Consider the following 23,734-nt stretch of genomic DNA (forward strand, 5'->3'; position numbering starts at 1 on the left):
TTCATTTTCGGAGAAAATCATTTGGCCCATCTCACACCAAAATCCGCATATAAAAACCTTTCCGACAGGATCAACCGGTTTCCCCAGGGTGCTCCACCCTCCAAACTTCTTTTCCAGATCCTGGAGATGCTCTTTTCCGAGCGGGAAGCCGGCCTTGTGGCGCAGTTGCCTATAAAGCCGTTCACCGCCCTGAAGGCAGACCGGATCTGGAAACTGGGGATAAACGAGAGTCGAAAGGTTCTGGATGAACTTGCCAGCCGCGGGATCCTCATCGACATGGAGATCAGGGGTACGACGATCTACGTCCTGCCCCCACCCATGGCCGGGTTCTTCGAATTTTCCCTTATGCGGATACGGGACGATATCGACCAAAAGCTGCTTTCCGAGCTTTTCCATCAGTATCTGAATGTGGAAGAGGATTTTATCAAGGCTTTGTTCGCCACTGGCGAAACGCAGCTGGGAAGGGCCTTTGTCCACGAGCCGGTGCTGTCTGCTGAAAACGCGATCCACGTGCTGGACTACGAACGATCAAGTCACGTTGTAGACACGGCAAAACACATCGGGATCGGTGCCTGCTATTGCCGCCACAAGATGCAGCACCTTGACCGGTCATGCGATGCTCCCATGAACATCTGCATGACCTTTGGCGGAACCGCGGCATCCCTTACCCGCCACGGCATCGCCCGTAAGGTCGACAGAGCTGAGGCCAGGGATCTCCTCGATGAGGCATACGAACGAAACCTGGTTCAGTTCGGAGAGAACGTTCAGCGCAGGGTGAGTTTCATCTGTAACTGCTGCGGATGCTGCTGTGAAGCCATGATCGCGGCCCGGAAGTTCGGTATTCTTCAGCCCGTTCACACAACCAACTTTTTGCCTGTGGTAAGGCAGGAATCGTGCAACGGATGCGGAAAATGCGTTGCTGCCTGCCCGGTAGAAGCCATCGCCCTCGTTTCTGCCAACGACCCGCACCGCCCTGGCCTAAAACTCGCCCGGGTCGAGGAGGAGGTATGCCTGGGGTGCGGCGTTTGCGTGAGGAACTGTAATATTGACGCCCTTGCCTTCAAGTCCAGGCCCGAAAGGATCATGACCCCCCTCACTACAACACGGCGCACCGTTCTCATGGCCATCGAGCGAGGTACGCTCCAGAACCTCATATTCGACAACCAGGTTCTCATGTCCCGCCGGGCTCTGGCCGCGATGCTCGGCGTCATCCTCAAACTGCCTCCGGTTAAAAGGGCCATGGCTTCGAAGCAGATACAATCAAGATATCTGGAGTGGGCGGAAAGGAAAGTTCAGTAGCCAGGAGCCAGTAGTCAGGAGTCAATAGAAAGACTGAACAGATAACAATCCGGGCTGGCGACTGGGCGACGGAAGGATTTGGTAAAAGAGATGTCGGATTGCTGGCTTTACCCCCATACTCCCTCACACCCATACCCCCATACTGTGATTTCCCCGTGTCTAATGGTTTTCTTACTCCCGGCTCCGAGATACTGCCTCCTGCCCATGTTTTCACCGATTTTTTTGAGCGAGACACTCCCTTTTCTTGATGTTAAATCAGTGCTGTGACAAGATAGCGTGGAGTTCATTTTTCGCACTCCTTACCTCGCACTTTACACCCGTTTTTCTTACCAGGAGACAAGCATGGATGGGATCACAGGATTATACTCTCCGGGAGACGGAGATCTTGTTCAAAAAGCGTTTCTGGCCACCGGCGCACTGCAGCATCGCGGTAAAACTGGCGCTGGAATTGCCATCGGGACCGCCCGGGGGATAAATATCCTTAAAGGAGTGGGCGGTATAGTGGACGTCATGGACGTGGACTTGATCCGCCTGTTCCAGGAACTGGGCCCCGTGGCGGCCATCGGTAACGTTGGTTACACCAAGAACAAGATCGCCGAAAAGAGAAACGCCGAACCGATCCTCGTCAAGCCGCGCTTCGAGTCCATAAATCAGCTTGCCATCACCATGAGCGGGCGCATCCTGGAAGATAAACAGATAGATGAAAGTCTTGAGAACGACTATACCTTCGACACTGCCAACCGTGCAGAGTGGATGGGAGCGCATCTGCACTCCTGCATCGAAAAAGCTGGTATCAGCTTCGAAGCGGGTCGCCTTCTGGTGGACGCACTCCACGGTCGAGGCACCTTTTCGCTGACAGCCCTCGTTCACGATGGGAAGGAAATCAAGCTTATCACCTTAACCGATACGAGGGCCTTTGAGCCTTTCTGTTTCGGGTTTGTGGACGGTGCCTTTCTAGCCAGTACCGAAAGTATTTCCCACAGACGGCTGGGCGGCTTTATGGACAGGGAGTACACCGGTGCCGAAATGACGATCTGTTCCTCATCAGGTATTGAGACACGCAGGCTCCGTGAGGAGACCCCACTTCCGGATGTCTTCCAGGGTATATACTTCGGCAACGTGGCCTCCGTTTACCAGGGTAAGGAGATTTTTCTTCTGCGCAAGGAACTGGGTCTCAAACTGGCCGACCTTTATGGCAAACCGGATGTAGATGTGGTCATGCCCAATCCGGATTCCGGTCGCGGTGTATCCTACGGTATCGCTGAGGGTCTGGGCATGCCCATCTCCCACGGGCTTGTGAAACAGGCCCAGGCTATCCGCACCTTCCAGGAATCCCATATAAGAAGGCGCACAATCGAGGTGGGACTGAAATTTGCCGGCGTTGATTCCGTGCTGAAGGGAAAGAAGATCGTCATGGGCGATGACAGCATCGTCAAGGGAAGCGTCAGCGAAGGGGGCAGCGTCTGGACCGTTTACAACTCCGGGGCAACCAACGTTGAGTTCTGGATCTCCTACGGACCCATGTTCTTCCCCTCTTTCAAGGAGTGGCGCAGGGGACGGGAGTGTCTGGACGAACTTGCAGTCCAGAGGGCCTTCAAAGGTGAACATCCCTACGATAAATCTATCGAGGAGATCAACACCAGGGTCGCTGAACTGACAGGCCTGGACCGTGTCTGCTATAATACGAGAGAGAACATCGAAGCGGTCACTGGACCCGGGTCCTTCCAGGCTATGGACGCCAGCTACCCCATCTCCGAAGAGTACTGGCCAGGCTGGCTCAAGGACGAGATAGACAAATATCATAAGCTAAGCCTGGGGTTTTAATGTTTTCCGCGCCTGGCGGTGCTTGCTTTCTTATTGTCGCGCCATCAGGCAAAAACAAAGGTTGGTTTAACAAAACGTCAGACAGCAGGTCATGACTCCATGGGGGTGTCCGTCTTCGTTATGTCTGCGGCATAGCTTCGCCGCAGCAAGCAATTATTGGACGTTTTCTCAGTAACCTCAGTGGATTCAATGTCCTCAGTGGTAAAAACTAAACTGTCGCCTTTTCAGTAACTGGCTCTTCCAATAGTTGAGCCCTCCTCCGCTTTGCTCCGTGCCTCAACGTCTCCGTGGTGAAAGCATTGCTTTTATAGCTCCTGGATTCTGGCTCCTGCTCTAAAAACCCTCCCCACTGTTCCTCCTCCTGGCTCCGGACTCCTGGCTCCTGGGTACTGGATTCTGCCATTGACTTCCATTCCCCAACATTGCTATGTAAGTGCTTACTTACATTTGCCGGAGTGTCTATATGCCGCGTTCTGATGAGACGAGAGAAAAGCTTCTGGAGGCCACCCTCGAACTGATCTCAGAAAAGGGTTACCTGGGGGCGACAACCAGGGAGATCGCCGCTCTGGCTGGAGTGTCAGAGCTCACTCTTTTCAGAAAATTCGGGAAAAAAGCGCATCTATTTGAGGAAATGCTTGAAAAATATACATTTCTTTCTCGCCTGAGGGACCTGTTGGACGAGATCGGTGACATGCATGTAAAGGAGGGTCTGAACACCATCGGGGTCCGGTTTCTACATAATCTGCAACAACGGAGCCCCCTTGTCCGGATCCTTCTTTCCGAGATCTCTCACTATCCTGAGATAGTGAGATCCACCTATTTTCATATGATTGAAAATATCGGGAAAATGCTCGAGAGCTACCTGCAAAAGTGCCGAAACCGTGGAGAGTTACGTCCCATTGACATGAATATCGCGGCGCTTTCATTCCAGCGTGTTCTATTTGCGACTTTTCTCAATGAAACAATAATATTGGGGGGGGAAATTGACAATGAACGGATGGAGTTCATGGTCAGTGAAATAGTAGAGATATTTCTTAACGGGATCGCCCGGAAAGAAGAGGTGTAGGAAATGATCGCAAAGATAGCCACCCTAAGTCTAAGTCTAAGTCTAAGTCTTGGTCTTGGTCTTGGTCCTGGTCTTGCTCATGCTGAGACCCTGACCCTTCAGGAGGGGCTCCACCTTGTCACCACCCAGGGGTATGAGATGAGGATGGCTGTGGCTACGGAGGAGGCAGCGGGCAAGGGTGAGGATCTCGCCCGCTCGCGATGGCTGCCCCATGTAAACGCCTACGCCGACCAGACCTGGCTCCAATATCAACCGGAATCGATCTTCGGTGCAGGAACAGTGCCCCTCGGCGATGAAAGTTTCATGCGCTACGGGGTTACAGTGAACCAGCTCGTCACCGACTTTGGCCAGACCGGATCAGATATTAAAGCCGCACGGGCAAATGCCAGGGGGCAGGCAGCGGAAACAGAGAGTATCAGGAATAAAGTCGCCCTCGATTTTTTGATCGCCTATGTTTCCCTTCTTCAGGCAGAAAAGACGTTGATCGTGGCAGATCTTGAAGTTCAGCGTTTCGAATCCCACGTCGCGGACGCCAAAATGCTGCATGAGGCCGGAGAAGTCACACTGAACGATGTTCTGGTCACCGAAGTGGCTCTGGCCAATGCGGGCTTAAGGCGCATCACCTTACGTGACGAACGAAACCTTGCGGAATCGAAGCTCAATTACCTGATACTGCGCCCTTTGGATATCCCAACCACAGTTGCTGATTTTCCGTTTCAACTGGACCCGATACCCGACCTTGCGGATATATCGACCAGGGCCAGCGCCAACCAGCAGGTACTGAAAATACTCGACGAGAGGATCGCTGCAAAAGAAGCCCAACTCAGTTCAAAGGAAGCAGAGAGCTTACCGACCCTGTTCGTAAGCGGCGGTTATGCCTACGAGGAAAACAGCTACCGGGTTCACGAAGGCAACTGGTCTGCGAGGCTCGGACTCACCTGGGATCTCTATACCGGAGGAGCACAGTCAGCCGCTCAAAAACAGGCCATGGACGAACTGGCAGTTCTTATCGCTCAAAGGGAACAGGCAAGAGAGCTGGTTTTATTGGGGGTGAGAGACTTCCACCGTCTTCTCACCGGAGCTGTGGAAAGCACCTCCGTCACCAGAAAGGCGGCTTCCCAGGCCAGGGAGAGCCTCAGACTGTTCAGGTCCATGTATACGGAGGGAGAGGCTAACGCTACTGATGTAACCGATGCGGTGACCGCTCTGGCAAGAGCTGAGGAAAACCATTTGAATGCCATATACGGAAGGCTCAAGGCTGAAGCCCGGCTCTTGTACGCTGCCGGGGACGACCTTGGAACCCTATATTCCAATGCAGAACAAGTGAGCAGCAGCAACATCTTTAACGCACAAACCGGAGAGAATCAATGAACACACCTAACGAACACCAGGCAACACGCAATAGCAAGAAGATCAAAAGTTTTATTATCCTCGGTGTCGTTGTCGCTGTGGGTTTGTCAGTTCTATTCCTCTACAGGGGATACGCCAGGACCCACGTATCCACCGACGACGCCTTCGTGGAGGGATCGGTGCACATGATAGCGCCCAGGGTGGCCGGCACCGTTACCCAGATACTGGTAAGCGACAACCAGCAGGTAAAGGCAGGCGACCTCCTTGTGAGAATGGATCCGGAACCGTTTCAAAAGTCAGTTGACGAAGCTGCAGCCTCCATGCGGTCCGAGGAGGGACGGCTCACAGAAGCCAGGGCCCGGATCACGGCTCAGGAGAAGCGAGTATCGGCCATGAAAGCCTCCCTGGCCAGCACGAGGGCAGCTGAAAAGGGACTCCATGCCGCTGTTTCAGCCCGGCAAGCCGAAGTCCTGGCTAAAAGCGCCTCACTTAAGCAAAGTCAGCTTGATCTTTCCAGAGCAGAAAGACTGAACGATCAGAAGGTGATCCCCAAAAGCCGATATGACCGGGCCCGGACGGCCCTCGAGGTAGCCAGCGCGGCCCTCACTGTGGCCGAAGAACTGAAGAACCAGGCACAGGTGGGCCTCGAGGCACACAAGAGCACTGTTGCCCAGGTTCGTGCCCAGTTAAGTGCAGAGCAAGCCTCCCTGGAAAGCACACGTGCTTCACTTGAAACCCAGGCGGGACAGGTCGCGCGGCGGAAGGCCATGGCGGATTCGGCAAGGCTCCAGCTGTCTTACGCAGAGGTCACCGCCCCCGCCAACGGTTTTGTCACCCGCCTGTCGGCAGAAAAGGGCAACACCGTGCAGGCGGGCCAGCCCTTCATGAGCCTGGTGAACATGGAATCGGCCTACGTCGTGGCCAACTATAAGGAGACCCGCATTGGAAGCTTCGAGCCCGGGCAGAAGGTGATCATCAAGCTCGACTCTTTTCCAGGGCGGGAATTTGCCGGAACACTGGACAGCATTATGGCCGGAACCGGCGCTGCTTTTACCCTGTTTCCCCCGGAAAACGCCAGCGGAAACTACGTCAAGGTGGTCCAGCGGGTCCCGGTCAAGATCATCTTTGACAACCTGGATGAGGTACGACCGTTACTGAGGATAGGGATGTCTGTCGAGCCAACCATTCTTATCGAATAGTCGGCACGTAGCAATAAGTGCAGAGTGTAGTGTGTAGAGTATGTTTAAATTACGCCCTGCACTGTCGATACTGATCTTTTTTATCACTGCTCTACACTCTACACTTTACACATTGCACTTTACACTGGAGCAGGGCGCGGATGAATGACAAGGCCGAGCGACATGTGAACAAGTGGATCGTGGCCCTGACGGTCATGCTCCCCACCCTCATTGAGATCATAGACACCTCCATCGTTAACGTGTCCCTCGACCATATCCGGGGCGCCTTTTCGGCAGGAATGGGCGAGGCCACGTGGGCTATTAGCTCCTACCTCCTGTCAAACGCCATTGTCATCCCCATGTCAGGCTGGTTCTCCAGGCTCTTCGGCCGCAAGCGCTACCAGATCGGCTCCATCGCCCTCTTTACCATCAGCAGCTTCCTGTGCGGTTCCGCATGGAGCCTGGAAAGCCTCATTTTTTTCCGGGTCCTGCAGGGGATGGCGGGGGGAGGCCTGGTACCGGTAAGCCAGGCCATCCTGCTGGAAGCGTTCCCCCGCAAGGAGCACGGTATGGCTATGGCCATCTTCGGGATAGGAGCCATGTTCGGGCCCATTGTGGGACCCCTTATGGGGGGTATCATCACAGATACCTGGTCGTGGCGCTGGATCTTCTACATCAATATCCCCATCGGTCTCCTGGCGATCTTCCTGAGCGTTCTTTTCATCCACGACCCGCCCTACATGAGGGCGAGGAAAATGGGTATCGACTACACCGGCTTTGCCCTTCTGGCTGTAGGACTTGGGTCCCTGCAGTACGTCCTCGATACAGGTCAGAGATCCGACTGGTTCGGTTCCGAAACAATCGTAACCTTCACCATCGTGGCCGCGGTAACCCTGGCCTTCTTTATCATTAATGAGAAGTATCATGAACATCCCATCGTCAATTTGAGCCTCTTCAGGGACAGGAGCTTTACAAGCGGCTGTCTCGTCATGTTCTTTGTGTTCTTCAACCTCTTTGGAAGCATCGTACTCCTGCCGATCTTCCTCCAGGTTCTCATGGGTTACACCTCCTTTCACGCTGGACTGGTCATGGGGCCAGGTGGCCTTGCAGCCCTTTTGGCCATGCCTATCGTGGGAAGGCTTGTCACCAGGGTCAACCCCAGGAAGATCCTCGCCACGGGTATCGTCATATGTGCGGGTACCACCTATGCCATGTCCCTTTTCAATATGCAGACAGACTTCTGGACCTTCGTGTGGCCGCGAGTAACCCTGGGTATCGGGATGGCTTGCATTTTCATTCCGACAACAACCTTGACCTTGTCCCATATTCCTAAAGAGAGGATGGGAGAAGCCACATCTATCTACAATATGATCCGCAACCTTGGCGGCAGCATGGGAATCGCCTTCGCCATTACGACAGCGGCGAGGAGAGCCCAGTTCCATCAGACAAGGCTCGTGGAGCATCTTACCCCCTTGAACCCTTCCTATGTGATGGCCAAGGCAAAAGCGACCGCTCTTCTAGCGGCAAAAGGGGTGAACCTGCCGGCGGATGGGGCTATTTACAGGGAGCTTCTGCGCCAATCCAACATGCTCGGGTTTAATGATGCTTTTTTCGTTGTTTCAGTTACCCTGGTTTCAGTGCTGGGCCTGGTTCTGATCATGCAGAAACCGGAAAACTAGAAACTCGAATGTAGAATGCAGAATGTAGAACGTAGAAGGAAATCAGATGCCTGCTTTCAACAAATCGGTGGATCACTTTTTAAGCTTACAACTGAAACTCCATAGGAAAGCTGAAGCTCAATATTAGGAGTTTTGGGTTAAAGATCTTATTCTGTGTTCTACATTCTACGTTCTGCATTCTAGTCTTTACCATTGACTTCGCTACACTGTACTGAGTACTTTTTAACACATCAACGTGCCGCGCCCCGAGCGGGGCGCACAAATCAATGACTGGTTTAATGACCAGCATCGTTAGTCATTGATTTGTGAGGAAAGCGAAAATGACACTTTTCGTTTTCTGTGGAGCAAAAAGCCGCGAATGGACTTTTTGCGACCCTGTCAAAGAGGATTTGCCATGGAAAAACGTAAGATCCTGCTGGCTGACGATTCAAAGTTGTTTATTGAGATGGAGCGGACCTTTTTAAATCGTGACAGCTTCGATCTGTACACAGCCCGGACAGGCAAGGAGACCCTGGACTGTGCCATTAAACTTCAGCCCCACCTGATTCTTCTGTCCTTTGCCCTGTCCGACATGCCCGGTGACGAGGTCTGCTCTGCGATCAAAAAAGATCTTGGTTTTTCCAACATCAAGATCGTCATCGTAACGGATGAATACGGTGAGGACACCCTTACCAGGTGTGTGGACGCCGGATGCGACGGGATCGTCACCAGACCCTTCGACAAGGGGAATCTTCTCGAAACCGTTCAGAAGCTCCTCGGCGAAACCTTTCGCCGGAAACCGCGCTTTCGGGTAAATTTGCCCTGCGCTGTCTACCTGGAAAGAGAGGGAGTCCCTGGTACCATGCTCGACATTTCGGAGATAGGATGCCGGATAACAGCTGAAGACTCTCTTGGGAAGGGTACCGTCCTGGGTGTGGGGTTCAACCTGCCGGATACCGAACAACCGGTGAAATGGAGCGGTATCGTACGTTGGAGCGTGCATCACCGGGGAGGTGAGGGTCACTCTGTATCAGGTGTAGAATTCATGGACACCCCAGATAGTGAGCTGGAGATCCTGCAGGATATACTCGCTGCCATGCCCAACAGCTCACACCTGTAAAATGGGAGACCCGGAGTCTGTCAGAGAATTCATACAAATACCTGGCAGCGTGTAGAGGATTTCCAACACGCTGCTCCAGTAAAACCGGGTCCGGAACCTGACGTAAAAGGTTCCCTCAGGTTCACATCTTTCATGCCGGAAGCGCCGGCATCCGGAACAACCTTCAAGCAGCCTGTCGACAGGGGGAAAGAGCGATGCCCAAGGGACCAGAGAACCAACTGCTGGAAAATGTCCGTCTGACCATCAACCAAACCCGCCAAGGCACCGAGAAGAACCTGGAGTGGCTCAGGGAAAACATGCACCCCTACTTTTTCATCACCATGAAGGAGGAGACCCATGCCCTGGCCACGCTGGCTTTCGGACTCCAGAGCCTTCAGGTCAACAAACAGCTGGTGCTTGCCGACAGAGAGGATGCTCTCATTTTGGCCCGTCAGGACGGGCCCGGCTCTCTTTACGACACCTTGAACACCCTGCAGGAGAAGGAGATATCCTATACGGAGATCATCCATTCCGAGAAGGCCCCACCGGGTCTCGACACCAGTATCGAGATCCAGACCTTCAAGTTCCAGCGCAAGGGATCCGAATTCCTCTCCCAGGCTGGCAACGCTTCTGTTCCCGCCGATATACGCCAGGGAACCTTAAAGGAGCTGAAACAAAACTATCCGGATTTCGACCTTGCCAAGCTGGACAGGTATCTTCAGATCCTGTGGCTCAACCATGAAGACTATGTGCGTCTGTCACCTTTTCAGCGAATTGCCCAGAGTCTGCACCTGTACTACCAGGGCAATCAACATGGAGGGGTCTACTTTGACTTTGAACGTACTGATTGGTCAGGTTTTCCCGGAGAGCACCGCATTCTATTCGCAGTAGGTAACCCGCCTCAGAAGGGTTTTCTACTGCAGCTGATGGAGGCCTTTTACCGACTCGGTATAGGGATCAGGCGGACATACTGTCTGGTGTTCCATACGGGGATTCACCCATTTTTCCTTGGCACTTTCTATGTCAGAACCATGCAAACCGCTGACCTTTCCCCCAGCGAGCAGCAGTTTGCTGCGCTCCGATCTGAAATCTACAACTCGCAAATCCTCTCTACGGAATCCTTAACTTACATGGATTTCGTTACAAAAAAGATCATGTGCGGTGAGGATGCCTCCCTGGTCAATGCTTTTGCCAGCTTCTGCCACACCAATCTGGCCCACAGTGACCCCGATGTCTACGATATGGACACCGTCGCGAAAGCCTTCTGGTCCCACCCTGAAACAGCCTTGAAACTGGTCAACCTGTTCCGCAGCAGGTTCGACCCTGAAGCTACGGATCGGGAGGTCACCTTCAGGAAATCACTGGAAGTTGTTAAGAAGGCGATCAAGGGATACAACACGGGGCACCGCCACCAGGACGAACTGCACCGGACAATTTTCCACTGCTGCCTGTCATTTATTCAACAAACTCTAAAGACGAACTTCTTTGTACAGGGGAAACAGGCGCTGGCTTTCCGGCTGGATCCTGCTTACCTCAATGAACTGGATTACTCATTTACATCGGATCTTCCAGCAGACCGTCCCTTCCGTATAACCTTCTTCTTCGGCCGTTACGGCGCCGGTTACCATATCGGCTTTTCCGACATCGCCCGCGGCGGTTGGAGAACCATCCTTGCCAGGGAAAAACACGATTATGCCCTAACAGCGGACCACATTTTCAAGGAAGTCTATGTTCTGGCCCACACTCAGCACCTGAAGAACAAGGACATCTTCGAGGGCGGTTCCAAGATGGCGGTGGTTGTAGACGCGGAGGGCCTGGTCGATGAAAAGCTGGTCACCCAGAGGATGTACAAGCTGCAGTACGGTTTCATCAATGCGTTCCTGGATCTCTTCATCACCGAGAACGGGCGCGCCAAAGATCCATCGATAGTGGATTATTACGGTGAGGACGAACCTATCGAAATGGGTCCTGATGAAAACATGCACGACGAGATGATCGAGGAGATTGCACGAATTTCGGTGAAAAGAGGGTATGTGCTGGGTTCAGGCATTATCTCCAGCAAGAGGATAGGTATTGGCCACAAGGAGTACGGCGTCACCTCCACCGGGGTCGTCACCTTTGCCGAAATCACACTGGCAGCGTTAGGTAAAGATATTCGCAAAGATCCCTTCACGGTCAAGATCACCGGAGGGCCCGATGGTGATGTAGCCGGAAACGCCATGCGGCTTCTCCTTGATAGATGTCCCAAAGTGAAGATCAACCTCATTCTCGATGGTTCAGGAGCCCTTTTCGACCCGGCCGGCGCCCATCGAACAGAGCTTAGAAGGATTCTGTTCAAAGGAGATATCGACAGTTTCCGCCCTTCCAGGCTTCACCAGGGAGGGTTCATCCTTTACCGGACCCATCAGAAAAGAGATCGTCTCATAAAAAAATTCAAAAGGGTTTCACAAACCGGGAAGGGCCTTGAAGAGAAATGGGTCTCTCTCGACGATTTTTACCAGGAGTATGAGGATCTTATTTTCTCAACGAAGGCAGACCTTTTCATCCCGGCGGGGGGAAGGCCTGAAACCGTGGACGAGGATAATTACAGCAGGTTCTTTGCTGCAGACGGATCACCAACAGCACAAGCCATTGTTGAAGGCGCCAACTCTTTTATCACCCCGGGAGCGCGTGAGCGTCTGCAGGACCAGGGTGTCGTGATAATGAGAGATGCCTCCGCCAACAAGTGCGGTGTGATCTCTTCCTCCTACGAGGTCATAGCCAACCTGCTTATGAGCGACGAGGAGTTTCTTGCCGAAAAGGAACAGTATGTGTCCGATGTTATTGAAATACTTGATAAAAGGGCAGCGGATGAAGCGCGTCTTATCCTTGCCAGGCACAAAGAATCTGATGGGACCCGCCTGTACACCGAAATATCAGATGATATCAGCCGAGAGATCAACGCCCACTACAGCAGACTCTTCGATATGTTCAGGAAAAACCCTGAACTATGTAATGACAAACTGCTGCGAAAGGCCCTCCTCAACCATCTACCCCGTTTGATCAGGGTAAGTAGAAAATACCGGAACAGGCTCAACGAGATACCCGAAAAGTACAGATACGCCATCATGGCGAGCGAGATCGCTTCATCACTCGTCTACAAGAGCAACCGCGAAACCGATTTTATTGACCGAATACGGGGGCACCTGAAGAGGGTGTACGCTTCAACAAGGGAAGAATCGAGGAGTTAGAAGCCAGGTAGAGAATATAGCACGCAGCACGCAGCACGCAGCACGCAGCACGCAGCACGCAGCACGCAGCACGCAGGTAAAGCAATGCCTCCGCCTGGATCGCTGTCAAGGGTTTTAGGATTTCTTCTGCGCCCTGCGTTCCATGCCCAGAGCCCCGCCTATGGCAGCATCGAAGGGTGCCTTATGCGTGACAACCACGTATTTTATCTCTCCTTGGATTTTGGATTTTGGATTAGAAGTATTTGAGATATGAGATACAGGCTTTTTTTATGCTGTCAATGGACAGCATAAAAAAAGCCCCGGAAGGTATATCCCTCCGGGGCTCTTGTTGTCGTGGCTGTCCTGGTATATTACAGGGCCTCGACGTTGGCGGCCTGCGGACCCTTGGGACCATCGGTAACCTCAAAGCTTACGCGCTGACCTTCCGAGAGGGTCTTGAAACCATCACCCCCAATAGCCGAAAAGTGCACGAAAACGTCGGGACCGTCAGCCTGCTCGATAAAACCGAAACCCTTTGAATCACTAAACCACTTAACTGTTCCTTCTGCCATTTAACCAGCTCCTTGTTCTGTGTTTGCCTCCCGGAAATTCCACCAGAACCCAAAAAAGGCCCGGACATAAAGCCTGGGACCTTTTGTGATACCCTGGTTTTTCCGAAAGATGCAAACCTTAATCTTCGTCAGCGGCATACCCTACTGACACGAAAAACATACGACACCTGACAAGGGAAAGCAACTGCTTTTTTACTCCTTTTAAAGGCTTTATGCGGAGTATCCAGATACTGGAATCTCGGTAAACCACAGACAGGCCCGCACCCCCTCCTGAGAAAACCCGGGACAAACGGATCGAATATAAAATTTCAAGCTGATGTTTAATCTGTAATGTTTATTGATTTAAAATGTCCAATTGTATAATAATCATGTGGGACTGATCTTTATTGTCACTAAACCGGGCCTTTATTTGTCTTTTATCTTTGATGACTTCGCAAAAAGTCATCAATGCGCCCCTGTCGGGGCGCCCAAATCAATGACCGGCAGTATAAGTCATTGATTTGTAAGGAAAGCGAAAATGACACTTTTCGCTTTCCGTGGAGCAAAAAGCCAATAATGGACTTTTTGCGACCCTATCATCTTTGAAGCTTGTTCACTAACAACATTACAAGAAGAGAGACCTGATGGATTTTTTCAAAACCGAAATTTTGATCATTCTGGCTTTCCTGATGGCATCCTTGCCGGTACCAGCCGCAGCTTATGAGCTGGACCTAAAATCATCCACCTACCTTCATTTGTACCAGGTGGATCAGCTCTCTGGACCTGATGCCGATTATGCCCCCCTCTACGAACACCTTTCCCTCGATTTATGGGAGGTCGGGCGACCCGAACTTTCCTTTCATCTCTACGGTTGGGGAAGTACCGACCTGGGGGAGGAATCGGCCTCCGACACCGGGAAAGGGCACCTTTCCAGCGCCCAGGTCAGGTACCGCAGCAACAATGGCGACTGGCAGCTCCGCGTTGGACGGATGCTTCTAACCGAGGGCACGACACTTGAAGCATTGGACGGGTTACACTACAGGCAATCCCTGTGGAATATCGGTTTTTCCCTCTTCGGTGGAAATCCCAACGAAGGTGACGGCTCCGAAGGCTCAAGGGGCGAGACCATAGCGGGAGCCCGGGGTTTCTTCATCTTTCCGGGGAAGATGGAGATCGGGTTGAATTACCTCACCGAGGACGGTGATTATGGCGGTGACGAACGCGAAGAGGCGGGAACCGACCTATGGCTCAAACCGTCAGATTCCCTGGAGATCACAGGCCACGCCCTTTATAACCTCTCAACTTCGGGAATGGCGTCTGATGACCTTTCTATCCTGATTTCCCTGTCCCCCAGCCTGGATGTCGTAATCGCGTCGCAAGGCTACATTTATGAAAACCTTTTCCAGACAGTTACCAACCCGGCCTTTCTTTCGTCGAACATCAATCTGGCAGATGAAGTGCGGATAACGAGAGGCGAGATCAACTGGAGCCCTGCTGGCCAACTTGATTTACACGGAGCTATAAAAAATACTGACCATTCAGAGGCTGCCCCCGGAGATAACACCCGAACCGAGATCGGGCTGGACCTGGACACGGCGGTCTTCCTGGACAGAATAGGGGTCCGGTTTGCCAGCCAGACAGGTGATCTTCCCGAGAACGAATATAACGAAATGCGGGCGTACTGTATGGCCTCCATGGGATCCTTCCGGTGGTCTCTCGACGCTTTTGCGCTGACGTATGAGGAGAAGATAAGCGGGGAAGATCAGACGACCCGGCTCGTGGGATCGGCCGGATGGAAGATGACTGATAACCTTGACCTTTCCGGGGACTTACGTATGACAAAGAGCCCTGTCTTCGATGAGGACCTGGCTGTGGTGTTAAGAGCCCGTTACGATTTCGGGACTGGAAGTGGAGCGAAATGATGAAAACCGTTACAGCGATCTGCACCCTTGTTGTCTCGTGTACCATCTTCCTCGGCTGTGTCGGACCGGGCCGAAAGGAAGCACCCGCCCGTCATCCCGAAGAACTGACCCTCCAGGAGACAGACTGTCTCGAGTGCCACGACAACGAACTCACGGGTACCCTTAAACCCTACGGGACCTTCCGCCACACGAACTCGTTTCTCCTCCGCCACGGAACCTATGCGAGGCAGGCTCAGGACCTCTGCAACTCATGTCACGGCGAACCGTTGTGTCTGGAGTGTCACGCCACCAGCGATGCGCTGACACCTGCCCTGAAGCGCGGTGGCAACCCGGACCGTGACCTGCCTCACCGGGGTGACTACATTGTCCAGCACCAGATCGACGGACGCATCGATCCTGGTTCCTGTGTCGTATGTCACGGGAACAGAAACGACGGGAAATGTGTGCAGTGCCATAATTAAAACAGGAGTCAGAATCCAGAATCCAGGAGCCAGGAGAAAGGTCCTGATTAAAATAGGTATTTGGCCGTTTAGCTCAATCGACGAATCGGCAGCATCAAAGGTTGCGGAAGGGGAAAAAGGGATATTATATGAAAAATCTTAAATATATATTTGTCTGCCTTATTTTTGCTGTTGCGGTAGCCAATTGTTCCACCGCCAACCAGGATTCGCCCTTAAGCCTGATAAACGCCGACGGGAAGCATCCGGGTGGCTGGGTTTCGACCCACAGGGGGTATGCCCTGCCCGACGGTTCCCTCTGCATGGACTGTCATGGGGATGACCTGGCGGGTGGTATTTCCGGAGTTTCCTGTTCTTCGGACATGTACAACGGCCAGAGCTGCCACGCCAGCGGACCGGCCTTTCACCCAGCCGACTGGGTTACAACACACGGAGCGTATGCCGCGCCGGACGGCTCCCCTTGTATGGAATGCCACGGAGATGACCTCGCAGGCGGAACATCGGGGGTTTCCTGCTCAACGGACTCATTTAACGGACAGAGCTGCCATGCCGGCGGCCCCGCCTTTCACCCGGAGGATTGGCTTAACAAAAGCGCACCAGGCTACACATTTCACGGCAATGCCTACAGCGATGGGATCAAAGTAAACGGCCTCGATTGCGTGGACTGCCATGATCCACTCGGGGTGATCTTCCCTGACGCAGGAAAATGCATTATTTGTCACTTTGACAGAGGAGGCAAAAAAGCTCCCGACGGCTGGTCCCACACTATTCCTTATGACAATCACGGCGACTTTTTCGGATCTCCCGAGGCACCGGTCTGTATTGCCTGCCACGAGGTCAGTTTCAGGTTCGGCCACCTCACCGAGGACAACTGTCACAACTGCCACGCCGTCCCCACCCACGACGTTGAGTATCTCGACCACGACCTGGTAGTCCCGACATCAGGCGATTTCACCACCCTGTGCTCCACCTGCCACGCTATCAGTGGGACATCGCCAAACGAAGGCGCACCGGAATGCGTCACCTGCCACGAACTCGGCAGCCCCTACACCCGTACCAGCTGCAGATCATGCCACGGGAACCCTCCCGACACCGGAAGACACAACAAACATGAAAACGAAGGTATCAACTGTGAGGAGTGCCACCAGGGTGCCGGTTCAGGCAGCGGTCTGAACCATTTCTACGATAGTGTTGCGGATGTTGCTTTTCCTACTGCTATTAATATCACCTACAACGGATCCAGCTGTACGGGTGACTGCCACGGGACGGGACACGGCGATAGCTGGAAGTAAATCCAGTGCAGAGTGTAGAGTGTTGAATTCAGGGTGCAGAGGAAATGTAAGTCTTTTGCACCCTGTTTTTTGGGGTTTTATCGGGGAGAGGGAAGTACAGGTTTGAGGTTTGAGGTTTGAGGTTTTATTCTGTGTTCTGTGTTCCCTGCCCTGAGCTTGTCGAAGGGTACGTTTTGCGTTCTGGAACATAATAGAATCGGGATTGCCACATCGCCCTCGGCAGACTCGATGCTCCTCGCAATGACAAGCGCAATGAATTGATTCTAGCTCTTCTCCTGCGTTCTGTGTTCCTGGGTCTTCTTCCACGTTCCACATTCTACATTCTACATTCTGTCTTTAAACCAGCAGCATCCTATCCTGGGAAAACTCTTCCCCCCGGGCCGTGTAGAACCGCTCGATGAGGTCCTCCACCGTCAACTTCCCCTTCTCATCCCCCTGAACATCCAGAATGACGCTGCTCCGGTGCATCATGACGAGCCTGTTGCCCAACTGAAGGGCCTGTTTCATGTTGTGGGTCACCATGAGGGTGGTCAGCCTTTCTTCCGATACAACCACAGTAGTGAGATCCAGGATCTGATGAGCCGTTTTGGGATCCAGAGCGGCGGTATGCTCATCTAAAAGAAGCACCTTTGGCCGGACCATGGTGGCCATGAGCATAGTGAGGGCCTGACGCTGCCCGCCGGAGAGAAGGCCTACCTTGTCCTTGAGGCGATCCTCCAACCCCAGGCCCAGGTGCTTGAGCTTCTCCCGGAAGAGGTCCCGGTCACGGTTTTTTACTCCCAACCCGAGGCCGTGGGGTCTTCCCCTTCTCGCGGCCAGGGCCAGGTTCTGTTCGATCGTGAGGGAAGCGCAGGTCCCGAGGAGAGGGTTCTGGAAAACTCTGCTTATGTCCGCCGCGCGCCTGTGCTCTGGCCAGGAAGTGACCTCCACACCGTCAATGAAGATGGACCCCTCATCTATCGGGTAGCTGCCGGCAAGGCAGTTGAGCAGTGTGGATTTTCCGGCGCCGTTGGAACCAATGATGGTAATGAAGTCTCCCCTGCCCACATCCAGGCTTACATCTTCAAGAGCAAGGACCTCGTTGATGCTTCCCCTGTGGAAATATTTCGTTATTTTCTCGAGAGATATCATTTGAGCCGGAACCTCGCCCGTACCTGCGGCAGGGTCAACGCCGCAACCACCAGGATAGCGGTGATCAGGTTAAGGTCGCTGGGCGTAAAGGAGAAACGTCCCAATTTAAGTCCCAGGGCCAGGGCTATGGCAAGCCGGTACGCGATGGAACCGAGAAGGGCCGCAATAATGGCCCTGTTTATGGATCTGCTGCCAAAGACGGTTTCCCCAATAATAACCGAGGCCAGACCTGCCACAATGGTGCCAACGCCCATATTCACATCCGCCGCGCCCTGGTTCTGACAGATCATGGCACCCGAAAGGGCCACCAGGCCGTTGGAGAGCCCTACCCCGAAGATGATGACCCTGTGGGTATTCACACCCTGGCTCGTGATCATCTGCTTGTTATCCCCCGTAGCCTGCATGGCCAGACCGAACTCCGTGTGCAGAAACCATATGAGGAATACTACAGCCAGAAGGCTTACGACCCCGAACAGGATGGGCGCCGCCACCGAGGGGCTCAGGTCCATGGCGTAGAAGGGATCCAGAATGGTGCTCTTGCCCAGCAGTGTCATGTTGGGCCTGCCCATGATCCGGATATTTATGGAGTAAAGGGCGATCATGGTCAGAATGGATGCCAGAAGGTGCAGGATCCTGAACTTTGTGTTGAGGATACCAGTGACCATCCCGGCGAGGAAACCTGCCCCCAGGGCCAGGACCAGGGAAAGGTAAGGGTGTACTCCGGCTGTGATGGCCACAGCCGAAACAGCAGCCCCCAGTGGGAGGCTGCCGTCCACAGTTAGATCCGGGAAATCGAGGACCCGGAAGGTGAGGTAGACACCCAGGACCATCAGTCCATAGGCGAACCCCTGTTCCAGGGCTCCGAAAAATGAGTACCAGGTCATTAAATACAGTACTAAGAGATAAATGCTGAAGAGATAAGACAATTACATTGCTCTACATCTCTTATCCTTATCTCTTATCTCCTATCTCTTATCACTTATCTCTATTATTTAACGATTTCATCCGCCCGTTTTGTGACCGAATCCGGGACCTTGACACCCATATCTTTGGCATTGGCCGGGTTAACGTATAGTTTCAGGTCCAGGAGGGTCTCCACAGGCATGTCGGCAGTACCGGCACCCTTGAATATGCGCTCAGCCATAAGGGCCGTCTGCCTGCCCATCTGGTAGTAATCGATGGCGAGGGCCGCGATAGCCCCTCTTGACACGGAATCAACATCCGCCGCGAAGAGAGGAAGCTTGTTCTCCACACTCACCTTTGTAATGGCCTCGAATACCGATACTACCGTGTTGTCGGTAGGGATATAGATGGCTTCGGCCCGGCCCACCAGACTTTTGGCGGCCTGGGTCACACCGCTCGCGTTGGTCACAGTGGCCTCCTCAACCTCGATGCCCCTGGCCGCGCACTCCTTTTTAAGGACATCCAAAATACTCACCGAGTTGGCCTCGCCGCTATTGTATATGATCCCAAGCTTTTTGATCCCCGGTATGAACTCCTGAATGAGCTCCACCTGACGGTCAACAGGGCTCATGTCGGTCATCCCGGTGACATTGGCCCCCGGTTTTTCCAGACTGGCAACAAGACCGGCACCGACGGGATCGGTGACCGCAGTAATAAGAATGGGTGTTTTCTTTATCACCTGGGCACACGCCTGGGCGGTGGGTGTGGCAATGGCAAGCACCAGGTCCGGTTTTTCTCCCAGTATCTGCTTGGCGATGAGGTTGGCCGTGGAGATGTTTCCCTGAGCGATGTGGACATTGTAGGTCACATCGTAACCTTTCTCCTTGAGCACGTCCTGGAAACCGTTTCTCACAGCATCAAGGGCCGGGTGCTCAACGATCTGGTTCACCGAAACGGTGTACTTGTCGGCTGCGAAAACCGCCGGGGCAGCCACGACCAGCGACAGGATAACGAGAAGAACGGTAATCTTTTTCATTGAGATCCTCCTTCCCCTTGTGGCGGGGAAACCCTGTTGTTTCAAACTGAAGACTGATTTTTTATGCAGGCGACTAATGTAGTGGGAAGTGGCCTTTACGTCAAGGGAAGGAGAGGGTCCAGAGTCTAGAGTCTACATTCTTGTTTTTTCTGCGTTCCGGGTTCTGCGTTCTATGTTCTATTTTCAGCATCCTGCGTCCTGATCTTCAGCTTTTCTAATGCGACAGCGCATATACTGCCCCTTGAAAGGCCAACCCCCGGAGACAGGATCGCACTTATCGGGATCATCATCGGTGGTGACGTTGATGTTGGATTCCCAGAGACCGAACAGTGAAGGGGCTTCTGGTTCCATTTCCGGGAACCACCACCCATGCTGGGTGGTTATGCAATCCGGCGCAATGGAGGTCACGAGACGGGCCCGTTGGCGGCACCTTCCAATGGGTGTTTCGATCCACACCCAGTCGCTGTCGGCAATACCATGCCTGCGGGCTGTGTCCACGTGGATCTCAACTATGGGGTCAGGGTGCATCCGGCGAAAACCGTCCACATGTCTGAATTCGCTGTGGTGATAGGGGATGGTTCTTACCCCGGAGAGGTTCAGGAGCGGATATTTCCCCCACTCGCCGTGAAGAGCTTCCGGCTCTGTGTAGTCTGGCAGCGGATCGTAACCCAACTGCTGAAATATGGTTGAACTCAGCTCCACCTTCCCGGATGGGGTGACCAGACCTTCGGCGCATCTACCGGGCAAAACCGTCCCCTTTTCCCAGCGCTGCTGGCGCACAAACTCCCCGATGGATTCTACCTCCCTGTCTTTCATGATCCCTGCCAGACGATACTCCCAGACCTCCTCGAAGGTCTTCTGGGGCCAGTGATTTATCTGGCCGAGGCAGACCCCGAGTTCCCGCCAGAACCGGTAATCGTCGTAACGGTCGTACTCTCCTTCCACAAAGTCAGGCAAAGCCGCCTCTCCCATTTGGACAAGGGGATAGGCGCCTATTGAACTGAAATTGCCCATATCGGGGCGTTCCATCCAGCTGGCGGCGGGAAGAACATAATCCGAGACCTGGGCCGTGGGTGTCCAGGTCAGGTCCAGTGTTACAAGAAGGTCCAGGGACATGAGGGCTTTGTACACCAGCCGGGTGTTGGCGTAAGCGAGCAGGGGGTTGCTGGCCGAGGAGATAAGCGCCCGCACAGGGTACGGCTGCCCGGTCAGCATGGCGCGAAATATGGATGGGGCGTGGGCCATGCAGTTAAGATAGGCACCGGCTGGGTGGTTCTCTCCCCACTTCTTCTGAAGCTGTTCTTCCACCAGTTCCCACCCGGGATAACTTAAAAAACGGAACCGGTCCGCACCGATCTGTTTGCCCCGCTGTTCGGCTGAAAGGGTGTAGTTCATTTCCATGGCCGCGTCGGGGATGAAACCCTCGGAGGGACCTGCGATGAGCATCCCACCCTCGCGATCCACACTTCCGCATATGGCAAGGAGAATGTTAATAGCTCTTATGGCCTGGATGCTATTGGGGGGGCTGTGTTCGGCCGCCACACCGATAACAATGTTGGAGGGTTGGTTCTGGGCGAAGAAACGGGCCGTCTCCACCACTTTATAAGGGAGCAAACCGCAGATAGCTCCAATCCGCTCGGGTGGGAATTCGGCCAATCGGGAGGTCAGCCCTTCGAATCCGGAACAGGCCTTGTCTATAAACTCATCATCATGCCACCCTTCCCTGACGATAACGTTCATCATCCCCAGGGCCAGAGCGGCATCCGTACCCGGATTTATGGACACCCAATGGTCGGCCTGCCGAGCCGCTTCGGTGAGACGGGGATCCACCACCATTGTCCGCATCCCGGCTTTCTTGGCCTTGAGAAAGCTGTCCCAGGAGGAGGGGCTCCCCTCATGGGGGTTCCTTCCCCACATCGTTACGAGACGCGTCACACCCTCCTTGCGATCCGGGACAAGGGCACCCCCAAAGGTGGTCAGCCACACCATGCTCCGGGGGCCATAGCAGATGGTCACAGCCCCCATGCGGTTGGGGCTTCCGAAGAGGTTCATGAACCTTGTTTTGGCAAAATCCCAGGCGCCGCGTCCGGTACCTGAACTGGTGGCAACGGATTCAGCACCATGCTTGTCACGCAGATCGCTCAGCTTTCCGGCGATCTCCCCCAGAACGTCATCCCAGGAGACCTGTTCCCAGCTGTTTTCACCCCGCGCTCCCTTCCTCCTCAGGGGGAAGTTGAGACGAAAGGGACTCTCCTGATACTCCCTGGCCAGGGTTGGCCGCACACAGTGGGCGCCCGGTACGACCGGAGCTTTTGTGTCCACGGTAACGCGCTTGATCCGCCCATCGCTCACCTGCACCTTCATGGCGCAGCCCCGGCTGGAACAGAAATAACAGGTCGAGTATTTGGTTTCCATATAGTGGCTCACCATAAATTTGAAGAATGTAGAATGCAGAATGTAGAACGTAGAATTTGCACTCTGAAATCCAGTCCACAGAGGCAAGAACTCCTGGCGCAAAACACAGGATATGAAACTATTCCTGCGATTCGTAGTGCTTATCTGCTTTGGATCTTATTCTGCGTTCTACATTCAACATTCCACATTCTATTTTCACAGTTGACTGATCATCTTCTCCAGAGTGGGAATCCCATCTTCAGGTTTGTCATTCTGCCAGGTGACCCAGTCCCTTAACTTGTCCACAGGTTTTCCGTCGGCGATGGCCTGGCGGGCCATCTCCACGCCCTGCTTAAGATCTTTCGCCTTCCCCATAACGTAAAGAAGGGGTGCCGTGTTAAGACAGATGATGTCTGACCTTGGTCCGGTGTCTTTGCCCGCCAGAACTTTCAGGAGCTTCATGGCATCGAGTTGAACAACTTTCGTAGAGGCTATCTCTGCAAAAGTACCTCGTTTAATTCCGAAATCGTCAGGAGTGATCTCGTAGTTCTCAATAAAACCGTCATCTTTTAGCTCCGCAATGTGTGTGACGCCGAGGGTGGACACCTCATCCATCCCCTGCTCCGAGTTGTCATCGAGACCGTGCATAACGAAGGCCCTCTTAAATCCCAGTTCCTTAAGGGTCCGGACCTCGATATCGATCATCTCACGGTTCGGCACACCCATGACCTTGTATTCAGGCATGGTGGGGTTAAGCAAAGGCCCGACCAGGTTTATGGCTGAACCAAAACGGATCTGGGACAGGACGCGACCCAGGGTCTTGGGGTGAACAGAAGTCAGAAAGGCGTTCCAGATACAGATGCCGGCGTTCTCGATACTCTTTTTAGGCAGGTTCGGGGCCGATTCAACGTTGACACCGAAGGCTTCCACAACATCCACAGATCCACAGTTGGATGAAATAGCCCGTGCCGCGTGACGCACCACATACAGTCCCAGGCTCGCGGCGATGATTGCCGCCCCTGTACTGATGTTCAGCGTCTTGAGCGTATCGGCTCCCGTTCCGCAGTTATCGATGAGGGGCTCGGGTGTATTGACCTTCACCTTGATGGTATCGTATTCGTACAGCGCCTCAAAAGTACCGGCCACCTCTTCCGGTGTCTCGCCCTTGGCCTTTAAGGCAGCAATGAAAGCACCCTGTTGAAGATCGCTCTGGGCTTCCTCACAGACCTGCTTCCAGCACTCGTAGGCTTCCTCGCGGGTAAGGTCCTGCCCGTGGATCAGCTTGACCACTATGGCTCCGAATTCTCTCCAGCGTGCTTCCTTGTCTCCCATTTTATCCCTCCTTTGCTTATCCTTTATTTAGT

17 protein-coding genes are annotated in these 23,734 nt (G+C 53.6%); 11 read left to right on the forward strand and 6 right to left on the reverse strand.

What is annotated here, in order from left to right:
- The first annotated feature begins 21 nt into the window (after positions 1-21).
- The 8 genes from P1S59_02265 (at position 22) to P1S59_02300 (ending at position 12,704) form a co-directional block, all read left to right on the forward strand.
- Positions 22-1,299, forward strand: coding sequence for a 4Fe-4S dicluster domain-containing protein (locus P1S59_02265; protein ID MDF1525083.1), 1,278 nt, complete (start codon positions 22-24; stop codon positions 1,297-1,299).
- Between the two features lie 342 nt (positions 1,300-1,641).
- Entirely contained in the window at positions 1,642-3,123 is a 1,482-nt protein-coding gene (locus P1S59_02270; GenBank protein ID MDF1525084.1) for a hypothetical protein, read from the forward strand.
- A 463-nt stretch (positions 3,124-3,586) separates the two neighbouring features.
- Positions 3,587-4,189 carry a TetR/AcrR family transcriptional regulator gene (locus P1S59_02275; GenBank protein MDF1525085.1) on the forward strand — a complete coding sequence of 201 codons (603 nt, stop codon included), beginning with the start codon at positions 3,587-3,589 and terminating at the stop codon, positions 4,187-4,189.
- Positions 4,190-4,192: 3 nt separating this feature from the next.
- Positions 4,193-5,560 (forward strand): TolC family protein, encoded by a 1,368-nt coding sequence (locus P1S59_02280; protein MDF1525086.1) that lies wholly within the window; start codon positions 4,193-4,195, stop codon positions 5,558-5,560.
- Positions 5,557-6,738 carry an HlyD family secretion protein gene (locus P1S59_02285; protein ID MDF1525087.1) on the forward strand — a complete coding sequence of 394 codons (1,182 nt, stop codon included), beginning with the start codon at positions 5,557-5,559 and terminating at the stop codon, positions 6,736-6,738. Before P1S59_02280 ends, P1S59_02285 begins: the two co-directional genes overlap by 4 nt.
- Positions 6,739-6,878: 140 nt before the next feature.
- Positions 6,879-8,396 (forward strand): DHA2 family efflux MFS transporter permease subunit, encoded by a 1,518-nt coding sequence (locus P1S59_02290; GenBank protein MDF1525088.1) that lies wholly within the window; start codon positions 6,879-6,881, stop codon positions 8,394-8,396.
- 394 nt (positions 8,397-8,790) lie between these two features.
- Positions 8,791-9,495, forward strand: a complete 705-nt coding sequence (locus P1S59_02295; protein MDF1525089.1) for a response regulator — start codon at positions 8,791-8,793, stop codon at positions 9,493-9,495.
- Between the two features lie 194 nt (positions 9,496-9,689).
- Positions 9,690-12,704 (forward strand): NAD-glutamate dehydrogenase, encoded by a 3,015-nt coding sequence (locus P1S59_02300; protein ID MDF1525090.1) that lies wholly within the window; start codon positions 9,690-9,692, stop codon positions 12,702-12,704.
- 350 nt (positions 12,705-13,054) lie between these two features.
- Here the strand turns inward: P1S59_02300 and P1S59_02305 are convergent, their stop codons facing one another.
- Positions 13,055-13,255: a cold-shock protein gene (locus P1S59_02305; protein ID MDF1525091.1), complete on the reverse strand. Its 201-nt coding sequence runs from the start codon at positions 13,253-13,255 to the stop codon at positions 13,055-13,057.
- 623 nt (positions 13,256-13,878) lie between these two features.
- Here P1S59_02305 and P1S59_02310 point away from each other — a divergent pair.
- The 3 genes from P1S59_02310 (at position 13,879) to P1S59_02320 (ending at position 16,906) form a co-directional block, all read left to right on the forward strand.
- The gene (locus P1S59_02310) at positions 13,879-15,156 is read left to right on the forward strand and encodes a hypothetical protein (GenBank protein ID MDF1525092.1); all 1,278 of its coding nucleotides are present in this window, start codon (positions 13,879-13,881) and stop codon (positions 15,154-15,156) included.
- Complete coding sequence (locus P1S59_02315; protein MDF1525093.1) at positions 15,153-15,617, forward strand: cytochrome C; 465 nt, start codon at positions 15,153-15,155, stop codon at positions 15,615-15,617. Before P1S59_02310 ends, P1S59_02315 begins: the two co-directional genes overlap by 4 nt.
- Before the next feature lie 128 nt (positions 15,618-15,745).
- Positions 15,746-16,906, forward strand: a complete 1,161-nt coding sequence (locus P1S59_02320; protein ID MDF1525094.1) for a hypothetical protein — start codon at positions 15,746-15,748, stop codon at positions 16,904-16,906.
- Between the two features lie 336 nt (positions 16,907-17,242).
- On the opposite strand, the gene P1S59_02325 is transcribed toward P1S59_02320, so the two are convergent.
- The 5 genes from P1S59_02325 to trpD all read right to left on the reverse strand — a co-directional run bounded on the left by P1S59_02325 (position 17,243) and on the right by trpD (position 23,702).
- Positions 17,243-18,037, reverse strand: a complete 795-nt coding sequence (locus P1S59_02325) for an ATP-binding cassette domain-containing protein (GenBank protein ID MDF1525095.1) — start codon at positions 18,035-18,037, stop codon at positions 17,243-17,245.
- Positions 18,034-18,921 carry an ABC transporter permease gene (locus P1S59_02330; protein ID MDF1525096.1) on the reverse strand — a complete coding sequence of 296 codons (888 nt, stop codon included), beginning with the start codon at positions 18,919-18,921 and terminating at the stop codon, positions 18,034-18,036. The genes P1S59_02325 and P1S59_02330 overlap by 4 nt, the downstream gene beginning before the upstream one ends.
- A 104-nt stretch (positions 18,922-19,025) precedes the next feature.
- On the reverse strand, positions 19,026-19,976 hold the full coding sequence (locus P1S59_02335) for an ABC transporter substrate-binding protein (GenBank protein ID MDF1525097.1): 951 nt from the start codon (positions 19,974-19,976) through the stop codon (positions 19,026-19,028).
- Positions 19,977-20,159: 183 nt separating this feature from the next.
- Positions 20,160-22,391 (reverse strand): molybdopterin-dependent oxidoreductase, encoded by a 2,232-nt coding sequence (locus P1S59_02340; GenBank protein MDF1525098.1) that lies wholly within the window; start codon positions 22,389-22,391, stop codon positions 20,160-20,162.
- Positions 22,392-22,586: 195 nt separating this feature from the next.
- Positions 22,587-23,702: an anthranilate phosphoribosyltransferase gene (gene trpD / locus P1S59_02345; GenBank protein MDF1525099.1), complete on the reverse strand. Its 1,116-nt coding sequence runs from the start codon at positions 23,700-23,702 to the stop codon at positions 22,587-22,589.
- Positions 23,703-23,734 lie beyond the last annotated feature (32 nt).

It is taken from the genome of bacterium (assembly GCA_029210965.1).
In the GTDB taxonomy this organism is placed as follows: Bacteria; BMS3Abin14; BMS3Abin14; order BMS3Abin14; family BMS3Abin14; genus JALHUC01.